This is a genomic window from Bacillus haimaensis (assembly GCF_048270625.1).
Taxonomy (GTDB): domain Bacteria; phylum Bacillota; class Bacilli; order Bacillales; family Bacillaceae_I; genus Sutcliffiella_A; species Sutcliffiella_A haimaensis.
In genome coordinates, this window is record NZ_CP158164.1 from 2,737,554 (window position 1) to 2,763,995 (window position 26,442).

Sequence of the window (26,442 nt, forward strand, 5' to 3'; positions counted from 1 at the left end):
AAACGCCAATACGCTTACGTGCTCAACATTTACAACTTTGCAATTTTATTCTTCACTACAGTATTCACATAAACAAAAGCGAACAACACACCACCAGCCAACACGATGACCACTTCCAACCAGGAAGCCACAGACGCAACAAGGACACTTAATATCACAGACTGCACAACTAGAATGCCTGTCATCATCTTCAAGAATGCGCGGCTTCTTTCCTCTTCCTTGACCGGATAGATGGATAACCATAATTTGTTGTAATGATGGCGCCACATCGGCACAAGTTGGAAGGCTGTCAGATAAAGAACGAACAATGGTGCAAGGTAGGTTGCATATCCCACAGGCAATAACAACAGGAACACTCCGCCGATGATCAGCAGCCTCAGGAATAAACCGAAGTAGTCACCAGAACGAAGAAATGTCCGCAAGTATAAATAGAGATAGCTTTGTTTCTGATGATACTTTGCCAATGGCAGCACCGCATCCAGCCATCTTCTCCTTTTCACTTTTTCCTTCAGTCCAGGCACATCCACAAACAGGTTTGCTACACGGTAGAAAAGCTGCATTCTCTTTGTTTCATTTTCGATCAGGTATTCCCATTTCCAATTCAGGTTAGAGGTTGCTTTTTGGAAATAAACGAGCAAGAAAGCCATGATTACCAATACAAGCCCAATGAATAGATAGTCTGCCCGCGCAAAAACGAGGTACAGTAGGGCAAAGTTCAAGAAAAGCCTGATCCACCAATCAGCCAGGCGCGCCTTATTATCCGTGTAAAAGCTCATAAGCCAGGCTATCCAGAGGTTCCAGGCTTTCACTGCAACTAAAAGGACCAGGATTGCCACGACAGTCTGCATCGTTACCCCTGTAAGCGTTACAAACAATGGCACCGATACTCCAAAGACGAGGAGAAGGAAATAGCTCTCCAGGACAATCGAAAACTTGAATGATTTTTTTATGTATGGCCCAAGCTTTGCTTCAAGCGGAAGCAGAAAGACAATATCCGGATCCTTTAAGAACGTATGAATGCTTCCCCTTGTCAAAAGAAGAGCAAGAAGCGCTCCCATAAGTGGGGCATACGGGAAATCCTTCGGGACGACCTCCAGCCAGTTTTGATAGGCAAGCGCAAGTCCACTTAATAGAAAGATCATGACAATGACCAGATGATCATTGAACATATAGCGTAAATATTTTCTGGTATCCTTTATATATTGACTGAACCTTGTTCTCCAAAGCTGATCGACATTAAACATTGTTTTCTTCCTTTGTAAGTTGGATATACAGGTCATCCAATGAAGCATGCGGCATACCGAATTGCTGTCTTAGCTCCGTTAGTGTTCCCTTTGCCCTCACTTCCCCCTCATGCAGGATGACAAAGGAATTGCAATATTTCTCCGCAGTTGCCAGGATATGCGTGGACATCAGTATTCCTGCACCACTTTTCTTTGCTTTGTCCATGATTTCCAGCAAGGAATGGATCGCAAGCGGGTCCAACCCGACAAACGGTTCATCCACAATGTAGAGCTTCGGTTCAATCAGAAAGGCAGCCAAGATCATGACCTTCTGCTTCATTCCTTTAGAGAAATGCGCTGGAAACCACTTCAAACGCTTCTCCATACGGAATTCCTTCAATAAAGGATGCAGCCGTGCCTCAAATGTTTCCTTGGATAGGCCGTAAGCCATCGCTGTCAGCTCCAAATGCTCGTAAAGAGTCAGTTCATCATATAAAATCGGCGTCTCCGGTATGAAGGTAAAAGTGGAACGGTACTTGGTCGTATCCTCCTGAATGGATATGCCATCTATCTTAATGGACCCTTTCTTCGGCTCCATCGTACCGATCACATGCTTGATTGTCGTACTCTTCCCTGCCCCATTCAGACCAATCAATCCAACCAGCTCGTTCCTCTTCACCGAAAACGAAATATCCTTCAACACTGCCTGATTCGTATATCCTCCGGTCAACCCGCTAATCTCCAACAAATTCAAACTCACCAACACCCCATCCTTTCACAATCCACTAAAGCAATATTAATATGTACTACATAAAAAGGGAAAATCCTGCTGGGGTCTGGCCCCTTATTTTTTTCTTGTTTTTTCTTATATATAAAATTTACCATAACATATTTTCGCGGAAAGTGCGCATCATATGTAAGGAAGGGGAACAGAGGGCAAGAAACAAGCCTTAAGGTTAACTTTATGAGATGAGGTGGCTGTCCAAGACAGTTGTGCTTGACTCAAAAAAAGTTAAATTAATGTTTTCTCGTCGTTGTGGGACTTAACCGGCTACAACAAATCGATCATCATGAACTCCTACGATGATTAAGAATGAGGTGTTTACGGGCGACGCTTTACTGTAAAGTAGTGTATCCGTGAGTAATTCATTTTGAAAATGAGGTGTTCGTCAAAGACTATATAGTCGAAAATCCAAGTTACTCTAGTTGTGAAACCAAGTAACAAGGGGATGGTTGTTTTGAACAGGAAAGCTGACCATTAGACACATTTTTAAAAACAGATGAGGTGTTTATCAAACACAGTTTATTTGTAAGCTAAAAATGCTGTTTGAAGGCTTCTCCTAATTCTGATAGAGAAGCTTGTTGCCCCCTTTCCCTTTCTTTAAAGCAGAGGCTTAATGCTTCTGCTTTTTATTTTATCCAATTCTTGATGATTCACCGATTATGCAACGTGTCCAAAACATGGTAAAATGAGAAAAAATTAATGAGGTGATTCTGATGCATGATTGCATTTTCTGCAAAATTATCAATGGAGATATTCCTAGTGCAAAGGTATACGAGGATGAGCATGTTTACGCATTTTTGGACATCAGTCAGGTAACGAAAGGTCATACACTGGTGATTCCTAAAGTACATAAGGAAAACATCTATGAACTCACTCCCGAGATTGCATCCAATCTGTTCAAGGTGGTACCGAAAATCGCAAATTCCATTCAATCACAATTTGAACCGATCGGCTTAAACCTCCTGAACAATAACGGGGAAGCTGCAGGACAATCGGTATTCCATTATCACCTCCATATCCTGCCGCGCTACGGTAAAGGGGACGGATTCGGTGCAGTGTGGAAGTCCAATCAAAGCGATTATTCCACCTCCGACCTATTGGAGATTTCCTCCAAGATCGCTGAAGGAATTAAATAAAATGATTAGATGAGCTGTCCGAAACTCAGGCGGCTTTTTTGATTTTGCTGGGGGTATTTAAAGCAGCGGGCAATTCTAAGTGGATGATGGACTTTTTACATGCATTCACAGCTCAAAAAGTCCTTCATAAACCCGATGATGGACTTTTCACATACCTTCACACCCCAAAAAGTCCTTCATAAACCCGATGATGGACTTTTCACTTGCATTCACACCCCAAAAAGTCCTTCATAAACCCGATGATGGACTTTTCACTTGCATTCACACCCCAAAAAGTCCTTCATAAACCCGATGATGGACTTTTCACTTGCATTCACACCCCAAAAAGTCCTTCATAAACCCGATGATGGACTTTTCACTTGCATTCACACCCCAAAACGTCCTTCATAGCCACGATGATGGACCTTTCCATAAAGATCACACCCCAATAAGTCCTCATCCAATAACGCTACAAAGACATCCCTTCATCACCCACTTTTTAAAAGCACCTTTTACATATCAACAAAAAACATGATATGCTTGTTGTCATGTGTTCATTTCTTTTTCAAATCCAACGAACACATACAAGAATGATGGAGTTGATAGTATGAGTAAGAGCAAAGGCGGCGGAACTGGCCGGGGTACAGGAAAAAAAGGCTGGAATCGCTGGAAAGCCGGCGCCAATAAAGCAAAAAGCGCAAAGCCCTATAAAAGCAAGGGTGTCAAGCACGGCAGCAAAGACAATCCCGATAGTTCCGATAACTGATAGATACCTGTACAGTGCTTGGTCAAAAACCATCGCACTGTATTTTTTTGACTGTTTACGCATACAGTGTTGTTTTGACGTATCCAACGTAAACACGTCATATTACTTACTTTCGTGCTCTTTTCTCGTGAAGTAGTTTATTTTTTCTTTGAATATTATGGGGTGAAATGCTGTAAACAATCCAAAAGCCGATTTTTTACGGACAGAAGCAACCAACTTTACGAAAAGAGCTTTTTTATCTGAACGATCGATTCATCTCCCCGATGCTTGCAATCGTCTCGAGTGGCTTCCAATCCTCATGATGAAATTCACCTGTATGCTTCTTCAAGAAAAGCTCCACCTGTTCCCTGAACGCGAAATCCCATCTTATTAAATGGATAAATTCTTCCCTGGTTCCCCTAAAATCGATCCTCTCTCTCACCTCATTCAGCATATCTGCCTGCCAGATAGCCGGAAGCTGACTTGTGCCAGGGATATCAGGAAACCTTATCATATTCCCTTCCCAAACAAGCGCTTCGGGAACAAAGTAGGCATATACTTTTTCAAAAACCTCACCTGATTCCAAGACCACCTTCTGGCCGCTATGTTCCCTTAGCTCATAGCCCTTTTCTGTCGCGTTTATCAATTCGAGCTGCTTTTTATCCATAAAGGTGATCCAGACCTCGGTTTCCGCTCCCTTCATTGGTGCTATTACCGCAGGCAACGAACCATATGGTGCAAGAAAAGGACCATACACAATTTCTGAATCCGTAATTTCACCCTTAACACAAAGCATGAAGTCATCTACAGATGGACGGAGATTGAATTTATAGCGGAGCTGTGCTAAGCAGACGTTCGACCCATAAGCGACTACAGGCACTTTTTCCTTCATTAGATCCTCGCCTAAGAAATCCGCCACCTTCCTTGTCTCAAAGCTATTGAAGGCAAGGCTGCCGAGAATATGGTCACTATTTGATAGATGGACACATTGGTGCTCAATAGGCAATCCTTTGACCGCTTCTATTCGGTGTGCTTTTCCCTGCCAAAAGACAAACGAGGAATGCGGCCTTGGTCCAGGATAGATATCGGGATGGTCATAAGGACTCAAATCAAATGGTTTGTTATCTCTATACATGATAGGATCTCCTTCGTTTTCAAAATCTTTTATGTATTCTAACATAATTCGTGGTAGGATATATATTAATATTTTGAACCAAAGCCAAGGAGGAATCTTCCATGAAACAAGTGTTCAATTTCAATGCTGGTCCTGCAGCATTACCCAAAGAAGTACTGCAGAAAGCGCAAGCGGAACTATTAAACTATCAGGATTCAGGCCTTTCCGTCATGGAACTCAGTCATCGCAGCAAGCAGTATGAAAGTATTCAGAATCATGCCACAGAGCGACTTCGGACGTTGATGAATATCCCGGATGATTATGACATCCTCTACATGCAGGGCGGTGCCAGTCTTCAGTTTTCTGCTGTTCCCATGAATTTTCTCAAAGAAGGTAAAACCGCCAATTACTGCCTGACCGGTTCCTGGTCTGAAAAGGCGCTGAAAGAGGCAAAGAAAGTCGGCAGCACCCATATTGCATCCTCCTCAAAAGAGGCAAACTATTCCCACATACCAGAATCCCTGGAGCTTTCAGACAATCCTGCCTATTTGCATATTACCAGCAATAATACCATTTTCGGCACGCAGTGGAGAACCACACCTGACCTGCCTGCAAAAGTCCCTTTGATTGCGGATATGTCCAGCGATATCCTGAGCAGGTCCATACCCGTAGATGACTATTCTCTTATTTATGCCGGTGCCCAGAAAAATCTTGGACCGTCCGGCGTGACCGTTGTCATCGTCAAAAAGGAATTGCTTGAGCGTTGCCCGGATAACCTTCCAACTATGCTAAACTATCAGACCTATGCAAAAAACAGCAGTTTATATAACACACCACCAACCTTTTCCATCTACATGCTGTCCCTTGTATTGGATTGGGTAGCGGATCAGGGTGGAGTAGAGCAAATCGAAGCCATTAATACTGAGAAAGCAAACCTGCTCTACCATGTAATCGATTCCAGTGACAACTTCTACAAGGGACCGGCACGAAACGATAGCCGATCAAACATGAATGTCACTTTTACATTGCCATCAGAGATGCTCACGAAAAAGTTCTTGCAACAGGCAAGCGAATCAGGCTTTGTGGGACTCTCAGGACATCGCCTGATAGGGGGCTGCCGTGCTTCCATCTATAACGCGGTCCCACTTGCGCATTGCGAAAAACTGGCGCAATTCATGAAGGATTTCCATACCAATTTTATGTAATAATGATCATTCCCCTTTTCAAACACGGAAATAGTTTGTATAATTGTCTCTATAATCCGCATTAGACAACGAGTGTACTAATGGGGTTATAAAAAAGAGTAGTAGAGATGAGGAGAGTTGAGAAATGAATACAAAAACGTTAGTTGCACTATCTTTAATGGTGGGAATCGGTGCGGTATTACATACCGTTGTTCCCGGGGTGATCCTTGGCATGAAGCCTGATCTGGGCTTGACCATGATGTTCCTTGCGATCATGCTGTTCCCGGAAAAAAAGAATGTATTGTTGGTTGGTATTGTTTCAGGATTAATTTCCGCTTTGACCACAGGATTCCCTGGAGGTCAGATTCCAAATATCATTGACAAACCGATTACAGCGTTTCTTTTCTTCTTCCTGCTTCTTGCAGTGAAAAAGATAAATAAACCTTTAGTGAAAGCTGGAGTGTTAACCGCAATTGGTACCATTATATCAGGCGCTATTTTTCTATCGTCTGCACTTCTGCTTGTCGGGTTGCCAGGAGGAGAATCATTCACGTTTTTCTTTGTTACTGCCATTTTACCGGCAACAGCATTAAATACCGTGCTGATGGTAATCATTTATCCAATTGTAACCTCCATTGCCAAACGATCAAATATTATTGCTACTGCTTAAACAACAGAGGGGATGCTCCAAATGGAGTCATCCCCTCTTTTTATTGCGTCTATTTTCGCATACATGGTTGCTATTGACGTATCCAACGTAAACACGTAATAAACTTTGCTTTCGTGCCTTTTCCCGTGAAATAGATATATTTTCTCTTTGAATATTAGGGGGAGAAATGCTGTAAAAAATTCAAAAGCCGATTTTTTACGGGCAAAAGCAATAAACTTTACGAAAAGAGCCTTATTGTTATTTATGAGATCCATAAAGCAAGCAACGCTAGTAGAAAAACTGCCCCGCCTCCACCGCAGATGACCAGGCCTTTTTGCTGCAATACTCTCTTGGGCGGGTAGACACCTGCTCTTTGGGAAGCTAATAGAAAGTTTACTCCTCCCAACAATAGCAAGATGCTTATGGTAAACAATCCAAATGTTATCCCTGCCATATCATGCCGCCCCCTTTCTTCATATCTATGCAATCCCCCTCTTTCTTATGTACATGTTCTTCTTCCGGCACCATATTTTCCAGTCTTCAATCCGCGGATAAATATTTTTATCCTATCTCGTAAAGAATAAAAAAAGGAATTTTTCAATAAATGTTGAATTATATAATAATCTTAGGGTATTGAACTATACTTACATAATTTTAATAACGAGGTGATTTTAATGAATGGCAAATCATTCATCTATGGTGTAATTATTGGCGGCGCAGTGGCAGGAGTTTCCACTTTGCTTGCGACTCCCACTTCCGGAGAGAAAATGCGAAACCGCCTACAATCCACAAAGCAGCAAATCCAACTGGGTATAAATGAGCTCAAAGACGAGGCAATGGGAATAAAAGATCAGGTTTCACAGGCAGTGGAAGAAAGCAAATCTGTTGTCACAAACCTTTCAAACGACTTGAAAACTTCCGTGGAGCTTTGGCAGAATTCCATCAAACCTCATCAGGATTCGATCCAGCACAGCATCGCGCTAGTGGAACAGGAATTGGAAAAAATAGAGAAAAACCTAGGCAAAAAAGCCGAGTGAAGAAAAAATTTTAATTTTTTGTAAATTTTGACCTTTATTAATTATTATTTTATTGTCATAATAGATAGTAATATATTAGAAAAAAGTAGGTGAGTTTGTGAATACACAGAACGGTCAGTATTCATTAAAAGAAGCTATGCTATTTAGCCAGCGTGTCGCCCAGCTAAGTAAAGCTCTTTGGAAAACAATTGAGAAGGATTGGCAAGCTTGGATCAAGCCATATGACTTGAATATCAATGAACACCATATTTTATGGATTGCATATCATTTGAAAGGTGCAAGCATTTCAGAGATTGCTAAATTCGGAGTCATGCATGTATCTACCGCCTTCAATTTTTCCAAGAAGCTAGAAGAACGTGAATTACTGCAATTCTCCAAAAAAGAAAATGATAAGAGGAATACTTACATTGAATTAACGGACAAAGGGGAAAAAATTCTGCTCGATCTAATGGAAAGCTATGATCCTAGCAAAAATTCCGTTTTCAGCGGAGCCCTTCCTATGCATGATTTATATGGGAAATTCCCAGAGCTGTTGGATGTGATGTGTGTTATCCGCAATATATACGGAGAGGATTTCATGAAAATCTTTGAACGTTCTTTTAATAATATTGAAGAGGACTTTGAGGAGATTGATGGAAGACTTTCCAAAAAAGAAGAAGCTGCAGAGAAAAATGAAAGCGTTACTTCTTCTTAATAAAGGGCTTCATAAAGGCATCCATAAGTGGTTCATACAACCTTTGTGCCTTCATGGCATGTATCGTTTTTTCCAATGGCAGATCAGGATGTAATTTCTGATGAAACTCAGTAAGAAGCGGAGCGAACGTCACAAACCCTTCCGCTTTTTGCTTTTCCATTTCTATGCTCAGTTTTTCACAAAGATTCATCAGTTCCAGGACTTCTTTTCTTGAAAGTTTACTCTGGATTACCAGGGCATCGAAAGGATATTGATCCATTTGAATCTGTTTTAACAATAGTTCCATATGGTATTCCAACTTCGCCAATCTTTCTTCTACACTACTCATTTTCTTCTTCCTTTTTCGTCATTTCCCTCTATTTTACCCTATAATTTGCCTCTTACCAATATTTAGATTCCATTCTTTTAAAATAAGTGAAAAACACCTATTGCTTTTCAATACAAAAAGGCTTACAGTAGTTTAGTAATTTGAACTTGTAATAACGGAAGGTGAATCAACCATGAACTGCTGGAAATCCATTAATATCGTTAAACAATATGGACTCCATCGCATAACGCTCGTTTCCTTTATCATCGCCTTACTTTCATTTATCTTGTTGTTTTTATCTTTTAGCCTCATTTTTCATGACATAACGGTTTCATCCAATAATTTTGGTTGGTTCTGCCTATCAATAGCTTCCATGTTTACCATGCATAAGCTATGTCATGCTTTGCCGCTGCTTGCTACTAGAAAACAAGTGAAGTTTCGCTGGAAACTGAAAAGCTTTATGCCTTATATGATTATAAAAACAAAAAAACCTTTTTCAAAATTCCAATCATACATTGTATTTTTGTCACCATTCTTTATCATTACGTTTGCCATACTAATACTTACGAGCATTTTCCCAAGCTATTATCATTATTTTGCGATGCTTGCCGCTTTGAACATCGGGTTGTGTTTTCCTGATTTCCTGTATGTCAAACACATCCAGGGTGCACCGAGCGCATGTCAGATTGAAGAACTGGAAAGCGGTTATGATATTTTGATAAGTAATGAAACAGAAGTGGCTTCCTAACATATATTAGGAGGCTTTTTCTTATTTCTGTAAAAGTTTTGGAACGTCTAGGTATCTTTTTTACTCAAACTTTGGTAATGTATTATGTATAACCGGAAGCCAAAAGGAGGGATCTTATATGGCTATCTTATTTATCGTGGTGGCTGTATTTATACTCTTCTACATAAACAAATTAACTAATGCATTGTGTGTTCAGAAGGAAATCCCTGAAGAGCGTCAACCAAAGGTATTCCGAACCATCAATGTACTCATTACCATTCTTTTAATTTCTTCTTATGTAGATATCCTGTTAAAATCTCTGTAACTATTCATCCAGCATTCTATTAGCAATTTGATCAAAAAAGCATCTCTTTCTTAAGGGGATGCTTTTTGCATTCCAAAAGCAAAGGGTGGGGAAATTCTTCCCCACCCTTTCTGGTTATATTAGCATAACCAAGCTGCACCTACGATTACTAGCAAAATAAATAGTACTACGATTAAAGCGAAACCGCCTGAATGTCCACCTGACATCTTTTTTCCTCCTTTTGTTTTATAAGTGAAACTCCCAGTAATGAATGTTTTCATCCATTACAAGTTAGTTGAACCAATCGGGGTGTTAATTTCCGTCCACTTTATACAAGTTGAACTGACAACCTGGATTAGAATGTACTTAGTACAACCAAGCTGCACCTACGATTACCAACAAGATAAACAATACTACGATCAACGCGAAGCCACCTGCATATGGAGTACCCATTTAGTAACACCTCCTTCTTGAGTTGTTACGATATCTTATGCTGCATTTTCTTAGGAGGCATAGGCGTTTATCCTGCCTCTAAGCTTTTTTACATGAAATCCTTGTGTGTTCTGGACAGTTGGTGTATTTCATGATTCTGTTTATCATATGTAGGGCAGTCAGAATTGGATTGGACTTTTACCCATTTTTTTAGGAAGAACGTACTTCGCCTAAATAAACAGCTCTTCAGCCAAATGCTACAAATTTCTTATCTTTCTGTATAAATCCGATAATTTTTTCATTAATTTAGGAGATTATGCTATAGTAGACTTTGTACCTTTAATACATATGGGAGTTGTTTAGAATGAAAAAATGGATGATTGCTTTTACTGCGACAACAACAATCTTTGCACTGTCCGCCTGTAACGCCGAAAAAGGAGACAATTCCGATGTCGTGGCAGAAACTGCAGCGGGGAACATTACGCAAGAGGAACTGTATACTGCTTTGAAGGAGCGTTTCGGCGAGGAAGTCCTTCGTGAGCTTGTGTATGAAAAAGTTCTTGGAGATACATACGAGGTAACGAGCGAAGAACTGGATGATCGTTTGAATGAACTAAAGCAGCAGCTTGGGCCACAGTTCGAAGCTGCCCTGATGCAAAGCGGATTTAAAGACGAAGAGCAATTAAAACAGACTCTCCGCATTTCCATGCTTCAGGAAAAAGCTGCGATTGCAGATATAGAGCTAACGGACGAGGAAGTACAGCAATATTACGATAGCATGAAGGCTGAAATTCGTGCGAGCCACATTCTAGTTGAAGATGAAGCAACTGCCCAGGAAGTAAAGAAGAAGCTTGAGGAAGGCGGAGACTTTGCTGAATTGGCCACAGAATATTCCACTGATACTGCTTCTGCTGCAAACGGTGGCGACCTGGATTGGTTTGGTGCAGGCAAAATGCTACCTGAGTTTGAAGAGGCAGCTTACAGCCTGGAAGTTGGCCAAATCAGCGACCCGGTACAAAGCATGTACGGCTACCACATCATTAAGGTGACCGATAAAAAAGAAAAGCAGCCATTGGAAGAAATTCGTGCAGACGTAGAAGATGAGCTACGCCGCTCCAAGGTTGGACAAGAGTCTGTCGATGCCGCTGTGGAAAAAGAGTTGGAAAACGCAAAGGTAGAAGTGAAGGAATCCTCCTTAAAGGATACGTTTAAGAAAGATGAGCCTGCCGAGGAAGCAAAAGACGAGGAATAATATACAAAAAGCTGGAGCATCCGTGCTCCAGCTTTTTTGTTGACCATGCTACTCCAGACTTTAAGAGGCATTGGAAGACATGACCTGTCTTCTCTTCTCCCTTTCTTCCTGGATCCGGTCCATATAGACTTGTCCTTCTTTTTCGATGATGGCACTTTCCACTTCTTTCTCCTCTTTTGCAGTCCGAAGCGTCATATACGCACTGAAACAGATGCCAATAACCACAAGCAACATCCACCAAGGCATGTTCATTCCTCCTTCAAATCTAGCTTACACTTCCTAGCTAGTCTATTTATATGAAAGAGAATGATAGCCTATTACTTATTATTCATGAAAAGTAGGCTTATAGAAGTTTCGGTTGTCCATCGCAAAAATTCTCTCTGTATACTCTCCAGGCTTTACTCGTTCAAGTGCGCGATCAAGCATATTCATCTTCGCATCAATATTATCAATATAGTGCAAGATCTCAGCTTCCTTGATCAGAGGCATCTTAGGACTGCCCCATTCCAGCTTCCCATGGTGACTTAATACTAGATGCTGAAGCACCATCACTTCTTCACCGGCTATCCCCAGCTCCTCTGCGGCTTTGCCGATCTCATTCACCATAATGGATATATGTCCGATCAGGTTCCCTTCAATCGTATAGCTCGTAGAAACAGGTCCTGAAAGCTCTGTCACTTTCCCCAGGTCATGCAGGATGACTCCAGCGTAAAGCAGGTCCTTGTCAAGTGTTGGATATAAGTTGCTGATTGCTTTTGCGAGATCCAGCATGGAAACAACATGATAAGCTAAGCCTGAAACAAATTCATGATGGTTTTTCGTTGCAGCAGGATATTGCAGAAAGTCCTGCTGATGTTTTTTTAACAGATGACGGGTAATACGTTGGATATTGGGATTTTTCATTTCGAAAATAGCCTGTGTGATCTTTTCCATCATCTGATCTTGGGCAAGTGGAGCGGTCTCTATCAAATCAGCAACGGAAACTGCTTCATGCTCTTCCTTGGGCTTGATTTTGCGTATTTTCAGCTGATTTCGACCACGGTAATGGTGAATATCCCCTTGGACCCGAACGATGCTTTGAGGGGCATATAGATGCTCGTCATCAGTTGAAGCATCCCAAAGCTTGGCTTCGATTTCCCCGCTTTTATCTTGGAAGATAAGCGTCAAAAAAGGTTTTCCATTACTGGCAATCCCTTTTGTCGAGTTTTTAATCAATAAATGAACATCCACCTGTTCGCCAACCTCAAAGTGGAGAATTCCTTTTTTCATGTACATTTCCCCCTGTCTACATCTAGCAAATGTAGGATAGTATTATATTATTTAGTTTGGCTCTTTTAACACCGCTGTTGATTTCCGCAAATAGCACAGCGACCCTCGGGGCGGTGCTTGCGCCTCCTCGGGCTCCGCCCTGCGGTGTCTCAAGCCTACCGCTGTCCCCCGTAGGAGTCTACGCCTTTTGCTCCAATCACCAGTTGAATACGGATAAATATCAACATACTTCTTTAACAGAGCTTATAGTATGAAAAGCAGTCCTGTATATTATGAAGAGACTTCCACGGCTCTGTTTTTTTTCGCAAGCCACAGTTTTGTAGCGGAAAGTCCGAACAGCATGACAAATGCACCAAACAGATATGGAATATGAATATTAACTTCGAAGAAAATACCTGCCAAAATAGGGCCTGCTACATTCCCGAGGCTTAAAAAGGAATTATTCAGCCCCATGACCAAACCTTGTTTATTTCCGGCAAGCTTGGAAATGAAAGAATTAAGTGATGGACGAAGCAGGGAGTTCCCCAGGAAGAAAATGCTTGTCGTCACTAGAACGAGCAGGAAATTCGTCGCCAGTGTCATCAGTACAAAGCCAAGTGCACTGATCAATAGCGATGCTGTCACGACTCTTTCTTCTCCGAACCTTTTAGTAAGCCTTCCAACCAGCACTCCCTGGACCACGGTGCCAACGATTCCCACCAAAAGTATGATCAGTCCCACTTCACTCGGGTCATAGTGGTAGCGTTGCATGGTATAGTACCCGAAAATGGACTGGAAATTTGCCAATCCGAAACTCATTATAAATACCAAAATCAGCAAGAAACCTACTGGACTTTTTAATGCCTTCCACATCTGTACAAATTGGTTATCCCGTTTCTCTCCTGCTTCAAGAAGCGCATCCTGCTCCCGTTTTTCCTTAGTATAGGATTCCGGCAGAATAAGAATGGATAATACTCCGGCTATGCTTGCAGCTGCACCTGCTACGATAAATGGGAAGGACAGATCGATTTCTCCAAGCCATCCACCAAGGCCGGGTCCTACTACTATTCCAAGCCCCATGGCTGCTCCAAGAATCCCCATTCCCTGACCACGTTTTTCTGAGGTGGTGACATCCGATACGTAAGCCATTGCTGTCGGCATCAGAGCTGAACCGAAAATACCTGCAAGTATGCGCGATAGAAACAGCATCCACAGTCCATTGGCAAAAGCAAAGACGAATTCAGCTACGGCAAACCCGAACAGTCCGATGGTAATCAGTGGCTTTCTCCCTATTCTATCGGAAAGTCTACCCCATAATGGTGCAAACAGAAATTGCATAAATGCAAAAACAGCTACAAGCAACCCAAGGGTTCTTGCATTTGCACCGAAAAGGTCAATATAAAAGGGAAGGATGGGGATGACCAATCCGATTCCCACCATGATGATAAATAAATTGAAGCTCAACAAGATCAAGGGAGCTTTTGTTTTTGATACAAGTCTTTCTTTCATTCATTTGTTCCTTTCAGGCGTTCCTCATTTTTGTCTATATAAGCATAGCACTTGTCTTATCCAGGTAGCAATCAAATATAGACAATAAGCCTTAGCTTACCGTGATTGGTAGGCCCGTTCGTTCCAATTCTACGATCTTGGTGTTTTCTACTTTTTCAAAGAGTGCTTTCATATGCTCATGGCAAGTAAAAAATAACAGCTGTTCTCCCTCCTCAGTGATCTTCTTCATGAGATCCAGGGCTTGAACCGTACGGATATGGTCGAAGTTGACAAAACTGTCATCCATCATAAATGGAAAGCGTTGTTCCTTGCTCCAGACGCTCGCAACTGCAAACCTTATTGAAATGTAAAGCTGTTCAACAGTCGCCTGGCTGAGTTCCTTCGGTTCAAAAGCAAGTCCGTTTTTATGCTTTACCATCAGCTTTGTCTCATTAGTCGGATCGTAAACTTGGCTATACTCCTCTTTGGTCAAAAAGCGGAAATACTCGGATGCCTTATCGAGGACCTCAGGCAGTTTTACGGTGCGATAATAGTCCATTGTTCTAATGAGCAATTGCTGGGAGGTTGCAAGGACAGCCCACTTCCTGGCCTGCTCCTGGAGATTGCTTTTTGAGATTTCGAATTTCTGGACCGCATCAGAATAGGTTCCTCCCTCTTCCAAAGTGTGAACGGCTTCTTCTTTTTTGGTTTTCAATTGATAGTAACGGGTTTGCTCCTCCGATAAGTGGCGAAGCTGTTCTTCCGTTTCCGCTTTATCCGAATTCCACATCGAAACGGTCTTACCTTTTTCTGGAATGATGCCGTATGAATTCTGCACTTGCTCAAGCTGTAACTCTAGCAGCGACATATTCTGCTCATATTCCATCCCTTTTTGAAACAGCCGATGTTTGTATCGAAACTCCTCTTCCGTTGAAACGTCCGCTTGTTTCATCAATTTCCATATTTTTTCAGTGATATCCTTCGCTTGAATGGTTAAGAATGTTACTTCTTCCTCGATTTCTTGTCTTTTAGTATGAAGGGATCCAAGTTTTTGCTTATTCCTCTGATTCTTCTCGAGTTCCGCCTTAAGATAATAGAAAGCTTCCTCTAAGGATGATTGAGTCAAGCCTAGTTGATTCATGATCTTGGAGGCTTCATCCTTGAATTGATCAACCATGCTTTCGCTCAGTTGGATCCTCTTATGGAGATTCTGCCTTTCCATGAATACCGCTTTTAATTCTATTGCTTTGGCAAAGGCCTCATCCATATGACTTGCAGGAATTGCTTCCAATCCTCGATTCTCTGCCCATTCCTTCCACTTCTCCTCATAGGAAAACTGTTGTTTTTCCCACTCTTCAAATTGAAGAATGATTCTGTCATAGGTTCTTTCGCTTTGGGAAAGAAGTAGCCTTTCTTTTTGCAGAAGCTCTTCAATCTGCTTTTCTTTTGCCAACATCATCCTATACTTTTCAAGACCGGTTCTCTCAGGACTTGTGTAGAGTGTTTCCTTGATTTTGCTGAGCTTCTCTTTCTGGGCCTCCCGATCCTTTTGCAATCGAATCAAAAGGGATGTGGATGCCTTCGTAAAGAAAAGATATCCTCCGATACCCAGTGAGAGAATGAACAAGAATAGTCCTAACAATGTGTTGTCCTGCATGTATAATATAGCAGCCCCTGCTACCCCTCCTGCGCTACTTATCACTGCGGCGAGCTTTTTTTTCTGTTCCCTTTGGACATGTTCATGCTCCTGCTGTTGAATCTGACCTTCAATTTGATGAAGCAACTGCTCCTGGATAGCGATATCAGTTTCCAGACGTTCGACCCCAAGGCTTTGCACCTTCTCCTGCAGTTGTTGAAAGTCTTCTCGTGGTAGCTGTTCCTTTAGCAGGGATGATATGCGATCTTCCTGCTTTTCAAGTTCATCTTTCGCTTGCTGGAATTCTTCATCCAAGTGCTCTTTTTGAAGGGACAGCTTATTCTGTTGTTGCAGAAGTCCTCTCAGCTCCGCTTTCGCTGCAAGGCTTGTATCGATTGCCTCTACCTGTTCTTCGTGTTTTCCTTTCCATTTCAGCTCCATTTTCAAAACTTGAATCTGTTTTTCCAGTCGCTGCTCCTCGGTAGATAGAAACGCTAATCTCTCCATCGATTCCTGATACTTAGGGAATTGAGTCAATAGGCTTTCTATGCGTTCCCGCTGCTCTAGTAGGACTTCATCCACTTCGAGCTGCTCCATTTTTCTATCCATCGAGAACCTGTCCTGCTCTAGCTTTTCCAATCTGGAATTGTAGTTGGACTGTTCAATCAGGAGCTTTTCCAACCTTGCTATCCCATCAAGAGGAAAGGTTGAATAGTCCCCTAGCTTAGATATCTCGCTTTTCACTTGTGATAATTGATCCTCAATAGGCTGTATGGCTACCATCGCATTAATTTTTCTTAGCTTTGTGGAGAGATTTTCCTTTTCTGACTTCAATGTTTTAAGCTTGTCTGCTGCATGTTGTATATCTTTCTGGAGCGATTCATATTGCTCGAGCTTTTGCTTCCATTGAAGCACCGTCTTTTCCTCTTCCTTTAAATCCCCCAGAAGCTTATTCATCATAGGCTTTCGACCGCCCGGCTTGAACAATTCCTCCATAGATTTGTTCAACTGATCCGAAATCCTCTGCAGCTTATCTGACCCAATCAGACCCGATGAGAACAAATAGCCTCCAAGTTGCTCTAAATCTATAAGCTTCAGATTTTGTACATCCATAATATTGAAGGAAAAAATTCCTTTATAAATATTCCTATCAATTCCTGCCAATACAGAATCGATGGAAAGGTTCATCCCCTTCTCATCCGTTACCGTTACATCACCTGCTGATTTTCCTGCAATTCTTTCAATGGTTAGGAGTTTGCCAGCCTTCGTTTCCATGATAAGTCTACCGCCATACTTGTACCCTTTTTTGGGCTCATACCTTAGTTCAGTCTGATTTTTCAAAGGAAACCCAAATAGAATGGCATGTATAAATGCCATCAGTGTGGACTTTCCAGCCTCGTTTCTTCCATAGAATACTTGAATGCCTTGGGAAAACTCATCTATTTTCACATTCTCCAATTTACCAAAACCATAGATTTCGAGAGATTTTATTTTCAAGTTCTATCACCTCTTTTCCGATTCCAGAAATTTCGTCACGAGCCATTGCTCCGCTTCTTCCAAGATGGCTTTTTTATCCTCCTGCTTAAACGGATCCAAAAACCCCCTTGCATCAGAATGCTTGAACAGCGATCCCAGGAATGGAGTGATATCCGCTGTTTCCTCTACCACCTTAAAGAAGTCTTCATAAAAGGCTTTCTTTTTTAACTCTTCCTTTGTGAAAGAAGGGGTAGTTTGATTTGCTGCACTATATACAAATTGAAAAATGGGCTGAGCTGATTCGTCTTCATTTAAAAATTGCAAAAGATCCTCCAGGAGACTTTCATCTTGAATCTGCACAAATAATGGACCGCTCCCTGTTAATACAATACGGATAAGAGAGGCTTTTTCTTCCTGCCTACTTTTATCCAGTAGGTTCTTTGCTTCCTGCAACAGTTCATCCATTGTCTCAATCGATTCAATGGAAAGTTTGAGTTCCTTCCATAAAATGGTGGCTGTCTCCTTAAAGGTAGTTTTTGCCCCGTGCTGATCCAGTTCAACTAGATAACAGCCTTTCTCACCGGTTTCTTTTTTATTTCTGCCTTGGATGTTTCCCGAATAGATAACAGGGGGATTCTCATGAAGGATCTCGCGTTTATGTATATGCCCAAGCGCCCAGTAGTGGAATTCCTTTTCCAATAGTTCCGAAAGGGAAAATGGCGCATATGGGTCGTGATCCTCCCTACCTGCCAGGTTTCCATGCAACACTCCGATATGAAAAGGGACGTCATGGTCCTTCTTTATATATTCACTTGTTCTGTTCTGAAGTACATGCCGTCTGTCATAGCTGAATCCATAGATATTGGCAATGTGCTCTCCATCCTTGATAAACTTTTTGCTAGCTACCTTCTCATTAAAAATATGTACATTTTCCGGATACCTGAATTGCAGAGAGCCGGCACCGATGAAATCATGGTTTCCGTGAATAACATAGACTGCGATGGCCGCCTTCTCCAGACGCAGGAATTCCTCTCTCAGCTTTGCCTGAGCCATTAGACTTCGTATTTCCATGTCAAAAAGATCTCCTGCCAAAACAAGAAAATCAACCTTCTCTTTTATAGCAATATCCACCAGGTTGGCAAGTGCTGTAAAGGTGCTCGCTCTCACTTGCTCAAAAATTTCCCGCGGCACATAGTTCAGCCCTTTAAATGGGCTATCTAAATGCAAGTCTGCTGCGTGTATAAATCGAATAGCATTCATTGGTATACCTCATCTATCACTCTTTTTCTTTATTTTACCACGGTTGAAATACGAATGCACGTTCGCGCCGAATGAAAGTTATGGTTTAGACTAACCCTTTTCAAAAAACAAACCCCCAAATGATTTCATTTAGGGGTGAGTGCATTATTTATCTTTTGAAAGCTGCAATGCCTTTTTGATATCCTTCAGGGACGTGCTCTTTCCATACATGAGAACTCCGCCACGATATACCTTTGCTCCAAATATCGCAAGAAGCACAATGGTGGCAATTAAAATCCCAATGGATAATCCGATTTCCCATAATGGAACCTCCAGCATCCCGACTCGCAGGAACATAATCATTGGCGCAAAGAACGGGATGAATGAGGTTACCTGAATAAACGAATTATCAGGGTTGTTCAAGCCAAACATCGCAATCATAAAACCAGCAACAATCAACAAGGTCATAGGCAGAATGATTTGCTGTATTTCCTCGATTCTGCTTACTAAAGATCCCAAGAATGCTGCAAACGTAGCATAGAGGAAATACCCGAGCAGGAAGAATACAACTGCAAAGATAAAGGTTGAAACCGCAATATCCCCTACACCGAAGTATTCAAACACGCCACCTGTCATGCCCTCCAGATTCCCACTTAAGGAGATGTAGCCAACCACAATCCAGAACGTCAATTGTGTTAAACTCAGTAGGGCAATTCCCAGGATCTTTCCGAACATATGCATGATCGGTGATGCCGAAGAAATCAGGATTTCCATGACCCGGGACGATTTTTCCACTGCCACATCTGTAGCAATCATACTTGCATACAGGATTACCGAGAAATAGATGACAAATAGAAGGATATACACCAATCCTCTTGCCTGACTCAGTTCTTCCTCCGATTTTGCCGACTCCTGTAAAGCTACGACATCAAACTGTATCGGCTCATATAGGGATGCTATCTGCTCCTGGGTGAGCCCAATCTGACTTGTTGCAATACCAACCTTGATTTGCTGCAGGGCCTGCTCAAGCTGGGAGATGGTTTCGTTATCTGTGATGGACGAAGCCTTGTACTCTCCTGTTGGGAGTCCCTCCTCATCAAAGGATACGACCAAAAGCCCTTCATACTCACCGGACTCAATCTTTTCCTCGATTCCTTCCGTATTGTCCACCCGTTTCACTTTCAAGGAATCGCCGGTAGCAGCCAACTGCTGTTCAAGCAAGGGAATGGCCACATTCTGTTCATCATAGACAGCCACAATTTTTTCTTCCTCTGAATCAAATATATCAATGATCGACTGGATATTGGTGATGCCCAAAATGAAAATGGTACTGATAATCGTTGTGATAATGAATGATTTGGATTTCAGTTTACTCATATACGTATGAAAAAGAATGACTAAAAACTTATTCATGATAGGAGGCACCTACCTTTTCAATGAAAATATCATTCAACGACGGCTCTTCAAGGATGAATTTCCTTACATAGCCTCTTCCGGTTATCTGCTGTAGAATATCCTGGGAGATTACTTCATCCTTCACCTGAATAATCATGCCCTCCGCTGTTTTCTTTGTGTTCGTCACTCCCGGCAACTTCCCTAGAAACTCCAAATCAAAGTCTGCATGAATGATGACATTTTTTCTTCCGAAGGAGCGTTTAATATCCCTTAGCGCGCCATGCACTACCGGTTTCCCGTGATGCATGATGCAAAGATGCTCACAAAGCTCCTCCACATGCTCCATCCGATGCGAGGAGAACACGATCGAAGTGCCCTGATTTTTCAGATCTACCACCGCTTCCTTCAATAGCTCCACATTCAATGGATCAAGTCCACTGAACGGCTCATCGAGGATCAGCAGCTTTGGTCTATGAATGGTGGAAGCGATGAACTGTATCTTTTGCTGATTTCCCTTGGAGAGCTCCTCCACCTTTTTATTCAAGTATTCCGGCACCCGGAACCGTTCTAGCCAATAGTCAAGCTCCTTCAATATTTCGGACTTTCCCATCCCTCTTAGGCGTCCTAAATAAATCATCTGGTCTTTTACTGTCAGCTTCGGATACAGCCCTCTCTCTTCTGGAAGATATCCAACAATCTGACTTTCCTTGTACGTAATCGGCTTCCCTGCCCAGGAAATCCTGCCTGCCGTAGGTTCGAGCAGCCCAAGGACCATACGGAACGTCGTCGTCTTCCCCGCACCGTTTGCCCCAAGGAATCCGAACATCTGGCTTTCAGGGATCTCCAGGGTTAGATCATTCACTGCGACATGTTTCCCGAATTTTTTTGTTACACCTTCTATTTGCAATGCCATCACTATATCCCTCCTAAACTCTCCTTAACTATACGATATATAAAACAAATAGTTTCATATTCTTTTTACAAAATAGGAATCTAATAGTAAAATAAAAGCAATGAATGCGTTTCATTCTTTGATGGAGGGATTAAGATGGGGAAATACACACTGACTGTATTCAGCAAAGCAGGGGAAACGCTACTTGACCAAAGCTTTGAAGCTGCGACTGAAAAAGAAGCAAAAGAAACAGGCGAAAAAAGATTAGCCGAACTGAACTACTTGGATTCCACCCACCGCTGTACAAATGCAAGCGGGAAATTGGTATTGTTTCATAGATAAAGGCTCTTTACGATAAGAGCCTGGATAAAAAAGACGCTTCGATCAGTCATTGTGATCGTAAGCGTCTTTTGCTTTTTTCCAACACTCTTTTGATAGCGATGCTAGAAACGAAGATGACAAGCAGGATAATAGAACCAGCAACCACCAGCTGGGTGCTGGTCAAGGAAAGTGCTGTGGCAAAATAAACAGAATAGGCTAATAAGGAGGTAGTGAACAGCTTGGAGATGGCTGCGATGACAAAGAATCTTTTGAACGAAACCGCCCCAATCCCCGCCCCAACGCAAATGATTTCGTCCGGTAAGATCGGAATGATAAAAAGTAGCGCCAGTATAACTGTTTCATTCTTCCCCATGTAATCCTGAAATTTCAGGAGATGCTTTTCCTTCACCAATCTGGATACCAGCTTAATTCCGCCGATACGCGCAATGAAAAACATGAGGATAATTCCGGCCATCGTTCCCAGGAACCCCATGTATGCAGCAGTGAAAGGACCGAAAACCGCACTTCCAGCCGGGAGAGTCACTGCTTCGGGAATCGGGAGAATAATGGGCTGTGCCATACAAACGAAGAAAAAGATCAACTGGGCTGTCGATTCATGTTCACGCAGCATATTTTCCATGCCATACATATCCGTTAAAACCAGGAATTTGGTTAAGTAGTATACTAGAAATAAAAGAAGTACAAAAATGAGAACGGTAAAATGTGCGATTTTTGTGATTTTCAGATATTCATAGCGTTTCCAAAGCATAAGAAAAAAGTCCACCACTACGATTCCGATGATGATGAATAGAAAAACCAATTTATAAGTTAAAAGCAAGGTTGGAAAAACTGTACAGAGCAAATAAGTGGATGTGACCGCTAAAAGGATGTGCAAGAAGACCTCGAGCGGCAACTGTTTTCTGTTATTTATCAAGGCAGTAACATCTCCAATGTGAACCGTAATTTTCTAACTGATATACCACTTTTATTATAGTTAACCACCAATTATGATAAAACGCACCAAAGCATTAAGTTTAGATAAGTCTTGAGTCTTAGTTGAAAAAATAGTATCACCATTGGGGGAGCTCTGTCTATTTTTAACACAAGCAATAATTTGGATGAAACAAAAAAATGCTGCTACTCGAAAAAGTAGCAGCATAAACACCTATTATTTTCCTGTAAAAACAGGCATCCTCTTTTCCACGAAAGCCTTGATGCCCTCTTTATGATCCTCGGACTTTCTCATTCTGCCTTGTGCATTTTTTTCAAGTTCCAGAATCTGTTGCAAACGAGGCAGGGAAGTTTTAGTGTAAATCTCTTTTGTCTCGAGCATCGCCTGGAGTGGAGCATTTAGAAGCATGGACACTTTTTTCATGATCATTTCCTCCATCCCGTCTTCCTCTACACGATCTACCAATCCCAGTTCCAAAGCGGCAGCCGCGGAAATGGTTTTGCCTTCCCATATCATTTGTTTCGCTTTCGATTCCCCTAAGCGCTTTTCCATAAAGAAGTGCCCGCCGCCATCGGGAATAAGGCCGATCTTGATAAAATTCATCGCCAATTTCGTAGAAGAATGAGCTACAACAAAATCACTTGCAAGAGCCATACTCAACCCAAGACCTGCGGCAGCCCCGTGGATGGCGCTGATCGTAATTTTCGGCATCGTGTATAGTGTCGTAATCATCGAAGCAATGGAATCCATGACTCTATCAAAGTTGCCCTCATCCTCCTGCAGCATCATCTTGATGTCTCCCCCTGCACTAAAGGCATTCCCGCTTCCCTTCAGCACTACTACCTTCGCATCTCCTTTAGCGATATTTTCCAGTTCCTCCGCCAAAGTCTCCAGCATCTCCACATTCATGGCATTCAACGACTCCGGTCTATTCAACTCCACCATAACAACCTGTCCCTGATCCTTCACCTTCACCGTGCTCATTCAATAACCTCCCCATTATCAAACCAAATATGAATGACTATTCATTTCTTTATTATACAATAAAACTTATGTGGTTGATAGAATTTTCAGAAATATAAAATTGTGTTTTGAGGCAAAGGACACAGCACAAAAAAGAACGTACAGCTCAAAAGCTCATACGTTCTTATCCTTGGGCCTACACTTCTCCTCGAAATCAGCCCATCCATTCACCCTTTCATACCTCCAGCTTATCATCCGAAAAGAACAGCTCATCCAGGATGCGGATTTTCTCCTCCGTATAATGAAGAAACCCGTCGTTATACGATTTCGGGTCTTTCGGGTTTGCGAATCTAGTAATTTTCCCGGTAGTCGGATGGACAAATTTACTGGAGGCACCGCAGCCCAAACCGATGATCGTCTGCTTTTCTTCCATGATCATGATGTTGTAAATGCTGTCCTGTCCTGGCAGTGCGTAGCCGACATTCTCAAGATTGCCTAGGATGTTCTTCTGACGGTACAGATAATATGGCACATAGTCATGTTCACGTGTCCATTCTGTCGCCATATCCATCATCCGGCTGATTTCATTGCGGTCCGCCACCTTGTATTTACGCTTATTTTGCGTCATCTCGGAGGCACGCTTAAAGGAAAGGGTATGCACCGTCAAGGATTCCGGCATCAGTTTTTCCGTCTCCCGCAGGGTATGGTCGAATTCCTCGACACCTTCCCCAGGCAAACCGATAATGAGATCCATATTGATATTGTTCATTCCCATTTCACGCGCGAGATGGAATTTTTCAATGGTCTCCTCGACCGTATGGTGACGCCCGATCGCCTTTAAGGTTTCCTGTGTGTAGGATTGCGGGTTGATGCTGATACGGTCGATGTTCCATTTTTTAAGAACCTCGAGCTTTGCTGGGGTAATCGTATCAGGACGGCCCGCCTCCACCGTTACTTCGCGTACACGGTCCATGTCAGGAAATGCTTCATACATCTCCTCATACAGCATGTCCATTTCCTGGGCCGTGATGCTTGTAGGTGTTCCGCCGCCATAGTAGACGGTCGTGATCTTGATTCCTTTTTCTTTCAACCAGGCACCGATTTCTTTGATTTCATGATGCAATCCGCCCAGGAAGGAATCTACCTTGCCCTGCTTGCCATTGATCGCATAGGCCGGGAATGTACAGTAGGCACATTTCGTCGGACAGAATGGAATCCCGATATAGATGCTGACCTCGTTTCCAAGCTCGTAAAGGTCAGGCACGACGGATAGCTGACGATCGACAATCTCCTGCATCAGTGCAATCTTTTCGTCTGTAATCAAATAGTCCTCACGCAGCTGCTGGTGGACCTTTTCCTTCTCTTCGCCCTTTTGCAGCTTTGAATGTAGAAGCTTGGTAGGACGTATGCCTGTCAAAATACCCCACTTCTGGACTATTCCCGTCTTATTTTGCAGCAGAGTCAGATAAACATAGGAAACCGCCTGCTTTTTTAAGCGAAACCGTTCCTTCTCATCAGTTGATGTCAAATCCTTGTCATGTTGGACTGTATCTCCGCCAAGCATTCCTTGTACATGGAACGTATCAGCCACTTCCTCAATAGAAAAAGTGATAAGGATATCAGCCATTTCCTTTTCGCTATTCTGAAATTGCACTTTCGTTTCTTCAAAAAACAAGTCCGAAATCAAGGATAACGGACGGTGGTATCTATCATCATGAAGCCCTTTAATTGCTATTTTCATTATAATCACCCTTCAATGTTGCTCTCCATTTCACTCTTTCTAGTGTAACGGAACAGGTGAGCCATTATCAAGCGTCAGGATAAGGAAAAAGAGGCGGACCAAAGTATGCGTCCGCCTCCCTATTCATCTATATTTTCATTTTATTTAAAAATGCAATTCGCTGCTGCTTGCGGAAATGCTCTTTTATCATGTAAGCAACACCGGACTCATCATTGGTCCTAGTGATCCAATCGGCTGCCTGCTTCACTTCTTTTGGTGCGTTGCCCATTGCTACACCAAGACCTGCAACCTCGATGATTGGCAGATCCTCCATCGTGTCTCCGATGACGACCATTTCCTGTGGGGGAATCTTAAGAACATCCCCAAGCATCAACAGCCCATCCAGCTTTGTTCCCCCATCAGGAAGAATATCCACTTTTCCATCTGCATGTACGAGGATCTCAATATCGTTGAAGGCGGATTTCAATGTATCGATGACCCGCTCCCTTTCTTCCGGCTCTGTAAAATAAACCTCGATCTTTGGCGGCGCTATCGGATTATCTATTAAAGTATCTCCCAGCGATTCCACAAACTGCATCGGATAGATCAACGGATCACTCGAACCGAGAACCGCCCTTGCCATCAGGTTATTTGCACCCCTCAATCTGTTACCGATTGAGTAGCGTTCATGCAATATCCTCACCGTACAATCATAGTTTTCCAATACCTGAACAAGATTGAACGTTTTATCCTCCGAAATTCTTTTTGCCTGCAGCGGCTGATCCAGCTTGGAGGCGATGAATGCTCCCCCATGTGTGATCAGGAATGTGTCAAGCTTCATCGATTTGGCAACCTTCTTCGCAAATGCAAAGTTCCTGCCCGTCACTAACGTCACATAGACCCCTTTATTCTTCACATATTCGATGGCTTCCTTCGTTTCCTTCGCTAATCTTCCATTCGATTTCAACAAAGTGGCATCGATATTTATGGCTAGTAAGCGGTATATCATGGAGAGGCCTCCTTATCTAAGATGTTTGTACTTACTGATATGAGTATGAGGAATGAGGGCAAAATAGAACAGGTAAGGTGCGGTTGCAGGGGATGTTTATGGTTGTATGCAAATAATCCAAAAACAAAAAGCGTACCGAAGTACGCTTTTTGTTTAGTTCTGGTTCTCTTCGCTATACAATTCTTCAAGAGGCTTCATGATGATTTTGTTCAGTTCGCTTACCATCATGCTCATGCGCTGCTCGGCTTCCATCAGCTTGGCGATGCTTTCGTTCTGCTGAACCAGAGCCACCGTTTGTTGCGCCTGCTCCACTTCTTCCTGAGTGATTTCCTGACCGTTCATTTGCTTCTGCTGAAGCTCCAATTGGATGTTACGGAAGTTCTCGAACATTCTTTTAGTAGACTCGTCAGCAAAAACCTCTTTATATAAATGTTGAAGATTTTTAAAGTCGTCGCTTTCTCTAACCGCTTTTTCCAAACCATATGCTACATCATAAACATTATTAGACAAGATAAATCATTCCTTCCTTTTTTACC

Annotated in this window: 29 protein-coding genes; 10 read left to right on the plus strand and 19 right to left on the minus strand. The window is 42.4% G+C overall.

The window, feature by feature from the left end; all coding sequences use genetic code 11:
- Positions 1–29: 29 nt before the first annotated feature.
- Entirely contained in the window at positions 30–1,244 is a 1,215-nt protein-coding gene (locus tag ABN702_RS13900; protein WP_417897416.1) for an ABC transporter permease, read from the minus strand.
- Complete coding sequence (locus ABN702_RS13905; RefSeq protein WP_417900912.1) at positions 1,237–1,977, minus strand: ABC transporter ATP-binding protein; 741 nt, start codon at positions 1,975–1,977, stop codon at positions 1,237–1,239. The genes ABN702_RS13900 and ABN702_RS13905 overlap by 8 nt, the downstream gene beginning before the upstream one ends.
- Before the next feature lie 743 nt (positions 1,978–2,720).
- Here ABN702_RS13905 and ABN702_RS13910 point away from each other — a divergent pair.
- Entirely contained in the window at positions 2,721–3,143 is a 423-nt protein-coding gene (locus tag ABN702_RS13910; protein ID WP_417897417.1) for an HIT family protein, read from the plus strand.
- Between the two features lie 586 nt (positions 3,144–3,729).
- Positions 3,730–3,888, plus strand: coding sequence for a DUF3934 family protein (locus ABN702_RS13915; protein WP_417897418.1), 159 nt, complete (start codon positions 3,730–3,732; stop codon positions 3,886–3,888).
- Positions 3,889–4,123: 235 nt separating this feature from the next.
- Here ABN702_RS13915 and ABN702_RS13920 read toward each other — a convergent pair whose 3' ends face one another.
- Positions 4,124–5,002 (minus strand): hypothetical protein, encoded by an 879-nt coding sequence (locus ABN702_RS13920; RefSeq protein ID WP_417897419.1) that lies wholly within the window; start codon positions 5,000–5,002, stop codon positions 4,124–4,126.
- 101 nt (positions 5,003–5,103) lie between these two features.
- Here ABN702_RS13920 and serC point away from each other — a divergent pair, with 101 nt between their 5' ends.
- Positions 5,104–6,186, plus strand: coding sequence for a 3-phosphoserine/phosphohydroxythreonine transaminase (gene serC, locus ABN702_RS13925; RefSeq protein ID WP_417897420.1), 1,083 nt, complete (start codon positions 5,104–5,106; stop codon positions 6,184–6,186).
- A 124-nt stretch (positions 6,187–6,310) separates the two neighbouring features.
- The gene (locus tag ABN702_RS13930; protein WP_417897421.1) at positions 6,311–6,835 is read left to right on the plus strand and encodes a tryptophan transporter; all 525 of its coding nucleotides are present in this window, start codon (positions 6,311–6,313) and stop codon (positions 6,833–6,835) included.
- 241 nt (positions 6,836–7,076) lie between these two features.
- Here the strand turns inward: ABN702_RS13930 and ABN702_RS13935 are convergent, their stop codons facing one another.
- On the minus strand, positions 7,077–7,268 hold the full coding sequence (locus ABN702_RS13935; RefSeq protein WP_417897422.1) for a hypothetical protein: 192 nt from the start codon (positions 7,266–7,268) through the stop codon (positions 7,077–7,079).
- Positions 7,269–7,488: 220 nt separating this feature from the next.
- Here ABN702_RS13935 and ABN702_RS13940 point away from each other — a divergent pair, with 220 nt between their 5' ends.
- On the plus strand, positions 7,489–7,851 hold the full coding sequence (locus tag ABN702_RS13940; protein WP_417897423.1) for a YtxH domain-containing protein: 363 nt from the start codon (positions 7,489–7,491) through the stop codon (positions 7,849–7,851).
- Positions 7,852–7,948: 97 nt separating this feature from the next.
- Positions 7,949–8,545 carry an HTH-type transcriptional regulator Hpr gene (locus ABN702_RS13945; RefSeq protein WP_386636731.1) on the plus strand — a complete coding sequence of 199 codons (597 nt, stop codon included), beginning with the start codon at positions 7,949–7,951 and terminating at the stop codon, positions 8,543–8,545.
- Here ABN702_RS13945 and ABN702_RS13950 read toward each other — a convergent pair.
- A complete protein-coding gene (locus tag ABN702_RS13950; RefSeq protein ID WP_417897424.1) occupies positions 8,532–8,873 on the minus strand; it encodes a DUF1878 family protein in 342 nt (113 codons plus the stop codon). The two genes, ABN702_RS13945 and ABN702_RS13950, sit on opposite strands and share 14 nt — an antisense overlap.
- Positions 8,874–9,045: 172 nt before the next feature.
- Between ABN702_RS13950 and ABN702_RS13955 the strand changes: the two genes are divergently transcribed.
- A complete protein-coding gene (locus tag ABN702_RS13955; RefSeq protein WP_417897425.1) occupies positions 9,046–9,600 on the plus strand; it encodes a DUF3267 domain-containing protein in 555 nt (184 codons plus the stop codon).
- Positions 9,601–9,718: 118 nt separating this feature from the next.
- A complete protein-coding gene (locus tag ABN702_RS13960) occupies positions 9,719–9,904 on the plus strand; it encodes a hypothetical protein (RefSeq protein ID WP_078381556.1) in 186 nt (61 codons plus the stop codon).
- Positions 9,905–10,023: 119 nt separating this feature from the next.
- Here the strand turns inward: ABN702_RS13960 and ABN702_RS13965 are convergent, their stop codons facing one another.
- Together ABN702_RS13965 and ABN702_RS13970 are read right to left on the minus strand one after the other, a co-directional pair.
- The gene (locus ABN702_RS13965; protein ID WP_082380849.1) at positions 10,024–10,110 is read right to left on the minus strand and encodes a YjcZ family sporulation protein; all 87 of its coding nucleotides are present in this window, start codon (positions 10,108–10,110) and stop codon (positions 10,024–10,026) included.
- Between the two features lie 139 nt (positions 10,111–10,249).
- Complete coding sequence (locus tag ABN702_RS13970) at positions 10,250–10,336, minus strand: YjcZ family sporulation protein (protein WP_223701000.1); 87 nt, start codon at positions 10,334–10,336, stop codon at positions 10,250–10,252.
- Positions 10,337–10,679: 343 nt separating this feature from the next.
- Here ABN702_RS13970 and ABN702_RS13975 point away from each other — a divergent pair, with 343 nt between their 5' ends.
- Positions 10,680–11,567 (plus strand): peptidylprolyl isomerase, encoded by an 888-nt coding sequence (locus tag ABN702_RS13975; RefSeq protein WP_417897426.1) that lies wholly within the window; start codon positions 10,680–10,682, stop codon positions 11,565–11,567.
- Positions 11,568–11,627: 60 nt separating this feature from the next.
- On the opposite strand, the gene ABN702_RS13980 is transcribed toward ABN702_RS13975, so the two are convergent.
- The 7 genes from ABN702_RS13980 to ABN702_RS14010 all read right to left on the minus strand — a co-directional run bounded on the left by ABN702_RS13980 (position 11,628) and on the right by ABN702_RS14010 (position 20,962).
- A complete protein-coding gene (locus tag ABN702_RS13980; protein WP_417897427.1) occupies positions 11,628–11,813 on the minus strand; it encodes a sporulation YhaL family protein in 186 nt (61 codons plus the stop codon).
- Between the two features lie 78 nt (positions 11,814–11,891).
- Positions 11,892–12,836, minus strand: a complete 945-nt coding sequence (yhaM, locus tag ABN702_RS13985) for a 3'-5' exoribonuclease YhaM (RefSeq protein WP_417897428.1) — start codon at positions 12,834–12,836, stop codon at positions 11,892–11,894.
- Positions 12,837–13,106: 270 nt separating this feature from the next.
- Positions 13,107–14,324, minus strand: a complete 1,218-nt coding sequence (locus ABN702_RS13990) for an MFS transporter (RefSeq protein WP_417897429.1) — start codon at positions 14,322–14,324, stop codon at positions 13,107–13,109.
- 91 nt (positions 14,325–14,415) lie between these two features.
- Complete coding sequence (locus tag ABN702_RS13995; RefSeq protein WP_417897430.1) at positions 14,416–17,436, minus strand: AAA family ATPase; 3,021 nt, start codon at positions 17,434–17,436, stop codon at positions 14,416–14,418.
- 6 nt (positions 17,437–17,442) lie between these two features.
- A complete protein-coding gene (locus tag ABN702_RS14000; protein WP_417897431.1) occupies positions 17,443–18,675 on the minus strand; it encodes a metallophosphoesterase family protein in 1,233 nt (410 codons plus the stop codon).
- A gap of 144 nt (positions 18,676–18,819) precedes the next feature.
- Positions 18,820–20,067 carry an ABC transporter permease gene (locus ABN702_RS14005; protein ID WP_417897432.1) on the minus strand — a complete coding sequence of 416 codons (1,248 nt, stop codon included), beginning with the start codon at positions 20,065–20,067 and terminating at the stop codon, positions 18,820–18,822.
- A complete protein-coding gene (locus ABN702_RS14010) occupies positions 20,060–20,962 on the minus strand; it encodes an ABC transporter ATP-binding protein (protein ID WP_417897433.1) in 903 nt (300 codons plus the stop codon). Before ABN702_RS14010 ends, ABN702_RS14005 begins: the two co-directional genes overlap by 8 nt.
- A gap of 135 nt (positions 20,963–21,097) precedes the next feature.
- Between ABN702_RS14010 and ABN702_RS14015 the strand changes: the two genes are divergently transcribed.
- Positions 21,098–21,283 carry a YhzD family protein gene (locus ABN702_RS14015; RefSeq protein ID WP_417897434.1) on the plus strand — a complete coding sequence of 62 codons (186 nt, stop codon included), beginning with the start codon at positions 21,098–21,100 and terminating at the stop codon, positions 21,281–21,283.
- 46 nt (positions 21,284–21,329) lie between these two features.
- Here ABN702_RS14015 and ABN702_RS14020 read toward each other — a convergent pair whose 3' ends face one another.
- The 5 genes from ABN702_RS14020 to ABN702_RS14040 all read right to left on the minus strand — a co-directional run bounded on the left by ABN702_RS14020 (position 21,330) and on the right by ABN702_RS14040 (position 26,416).
- A complete protein-coding gene (locus ABN702_RS14020) occupies positions 21,330–22,196 on the minus strand; it encodes a TVP38/TMEM64 family protein (RefSeq protein WP_417897435.1) in 867 nt (288 codons plus the stop codon).
- Positions 22,197–22,430: 234 nt separating this feature from the next.
- Positions 22,431–23,198, minus strand: coding sequence for an enoyl-CoA hydratase (locus ABN702_RS14025; RefSeq protein ID WP_417897436.1), 768 nt, complete (start codon positions 23,196–23,198; stop codon positions 22,431–22,433).
- A gap of 214 nt (positions 23,199–23,412) precedes the next feature.
- Positions 23,413–24,918 carry a coproporphyrinogen III oxidase gene (locus tag ABN702_RS14030; protein WP_417897437.1) on the minus strand — a complete coding sequence of 502 codons (1,506 nt, stop codon included), beginning with the start codon at positions 24,916–24,918 and terminating at the stop codon, positions 23,413–23,415.
- Positions 24,919–25,045: 127 nt separating this feature from the next.
- The gene (locus tag ABN702_RS14035; protein WP_417897438.1) at positions 25,046–25,906 is read right to left on the minus strand and encodes a Cof-type HAD-IIB family hydrolase; all 861 of its coding nucleotides are present in this window, start codon (positions 25,904–25,906) and stop codon (positions 25,046–25,048) included.
- Positions 25,907–26,059: 153 nt separating this feature from the next.
- Entirely contained in the window at positions 26,060–26,416 is a 357-nt protein-coding gene (locus tag ABN702_RS14040) for a YlbF family regulator (RefSeq protein WP_417897439.1), read from the minus strand.
- Positions 26,417–26,442 lie beyond the last annotated feature (26 nt).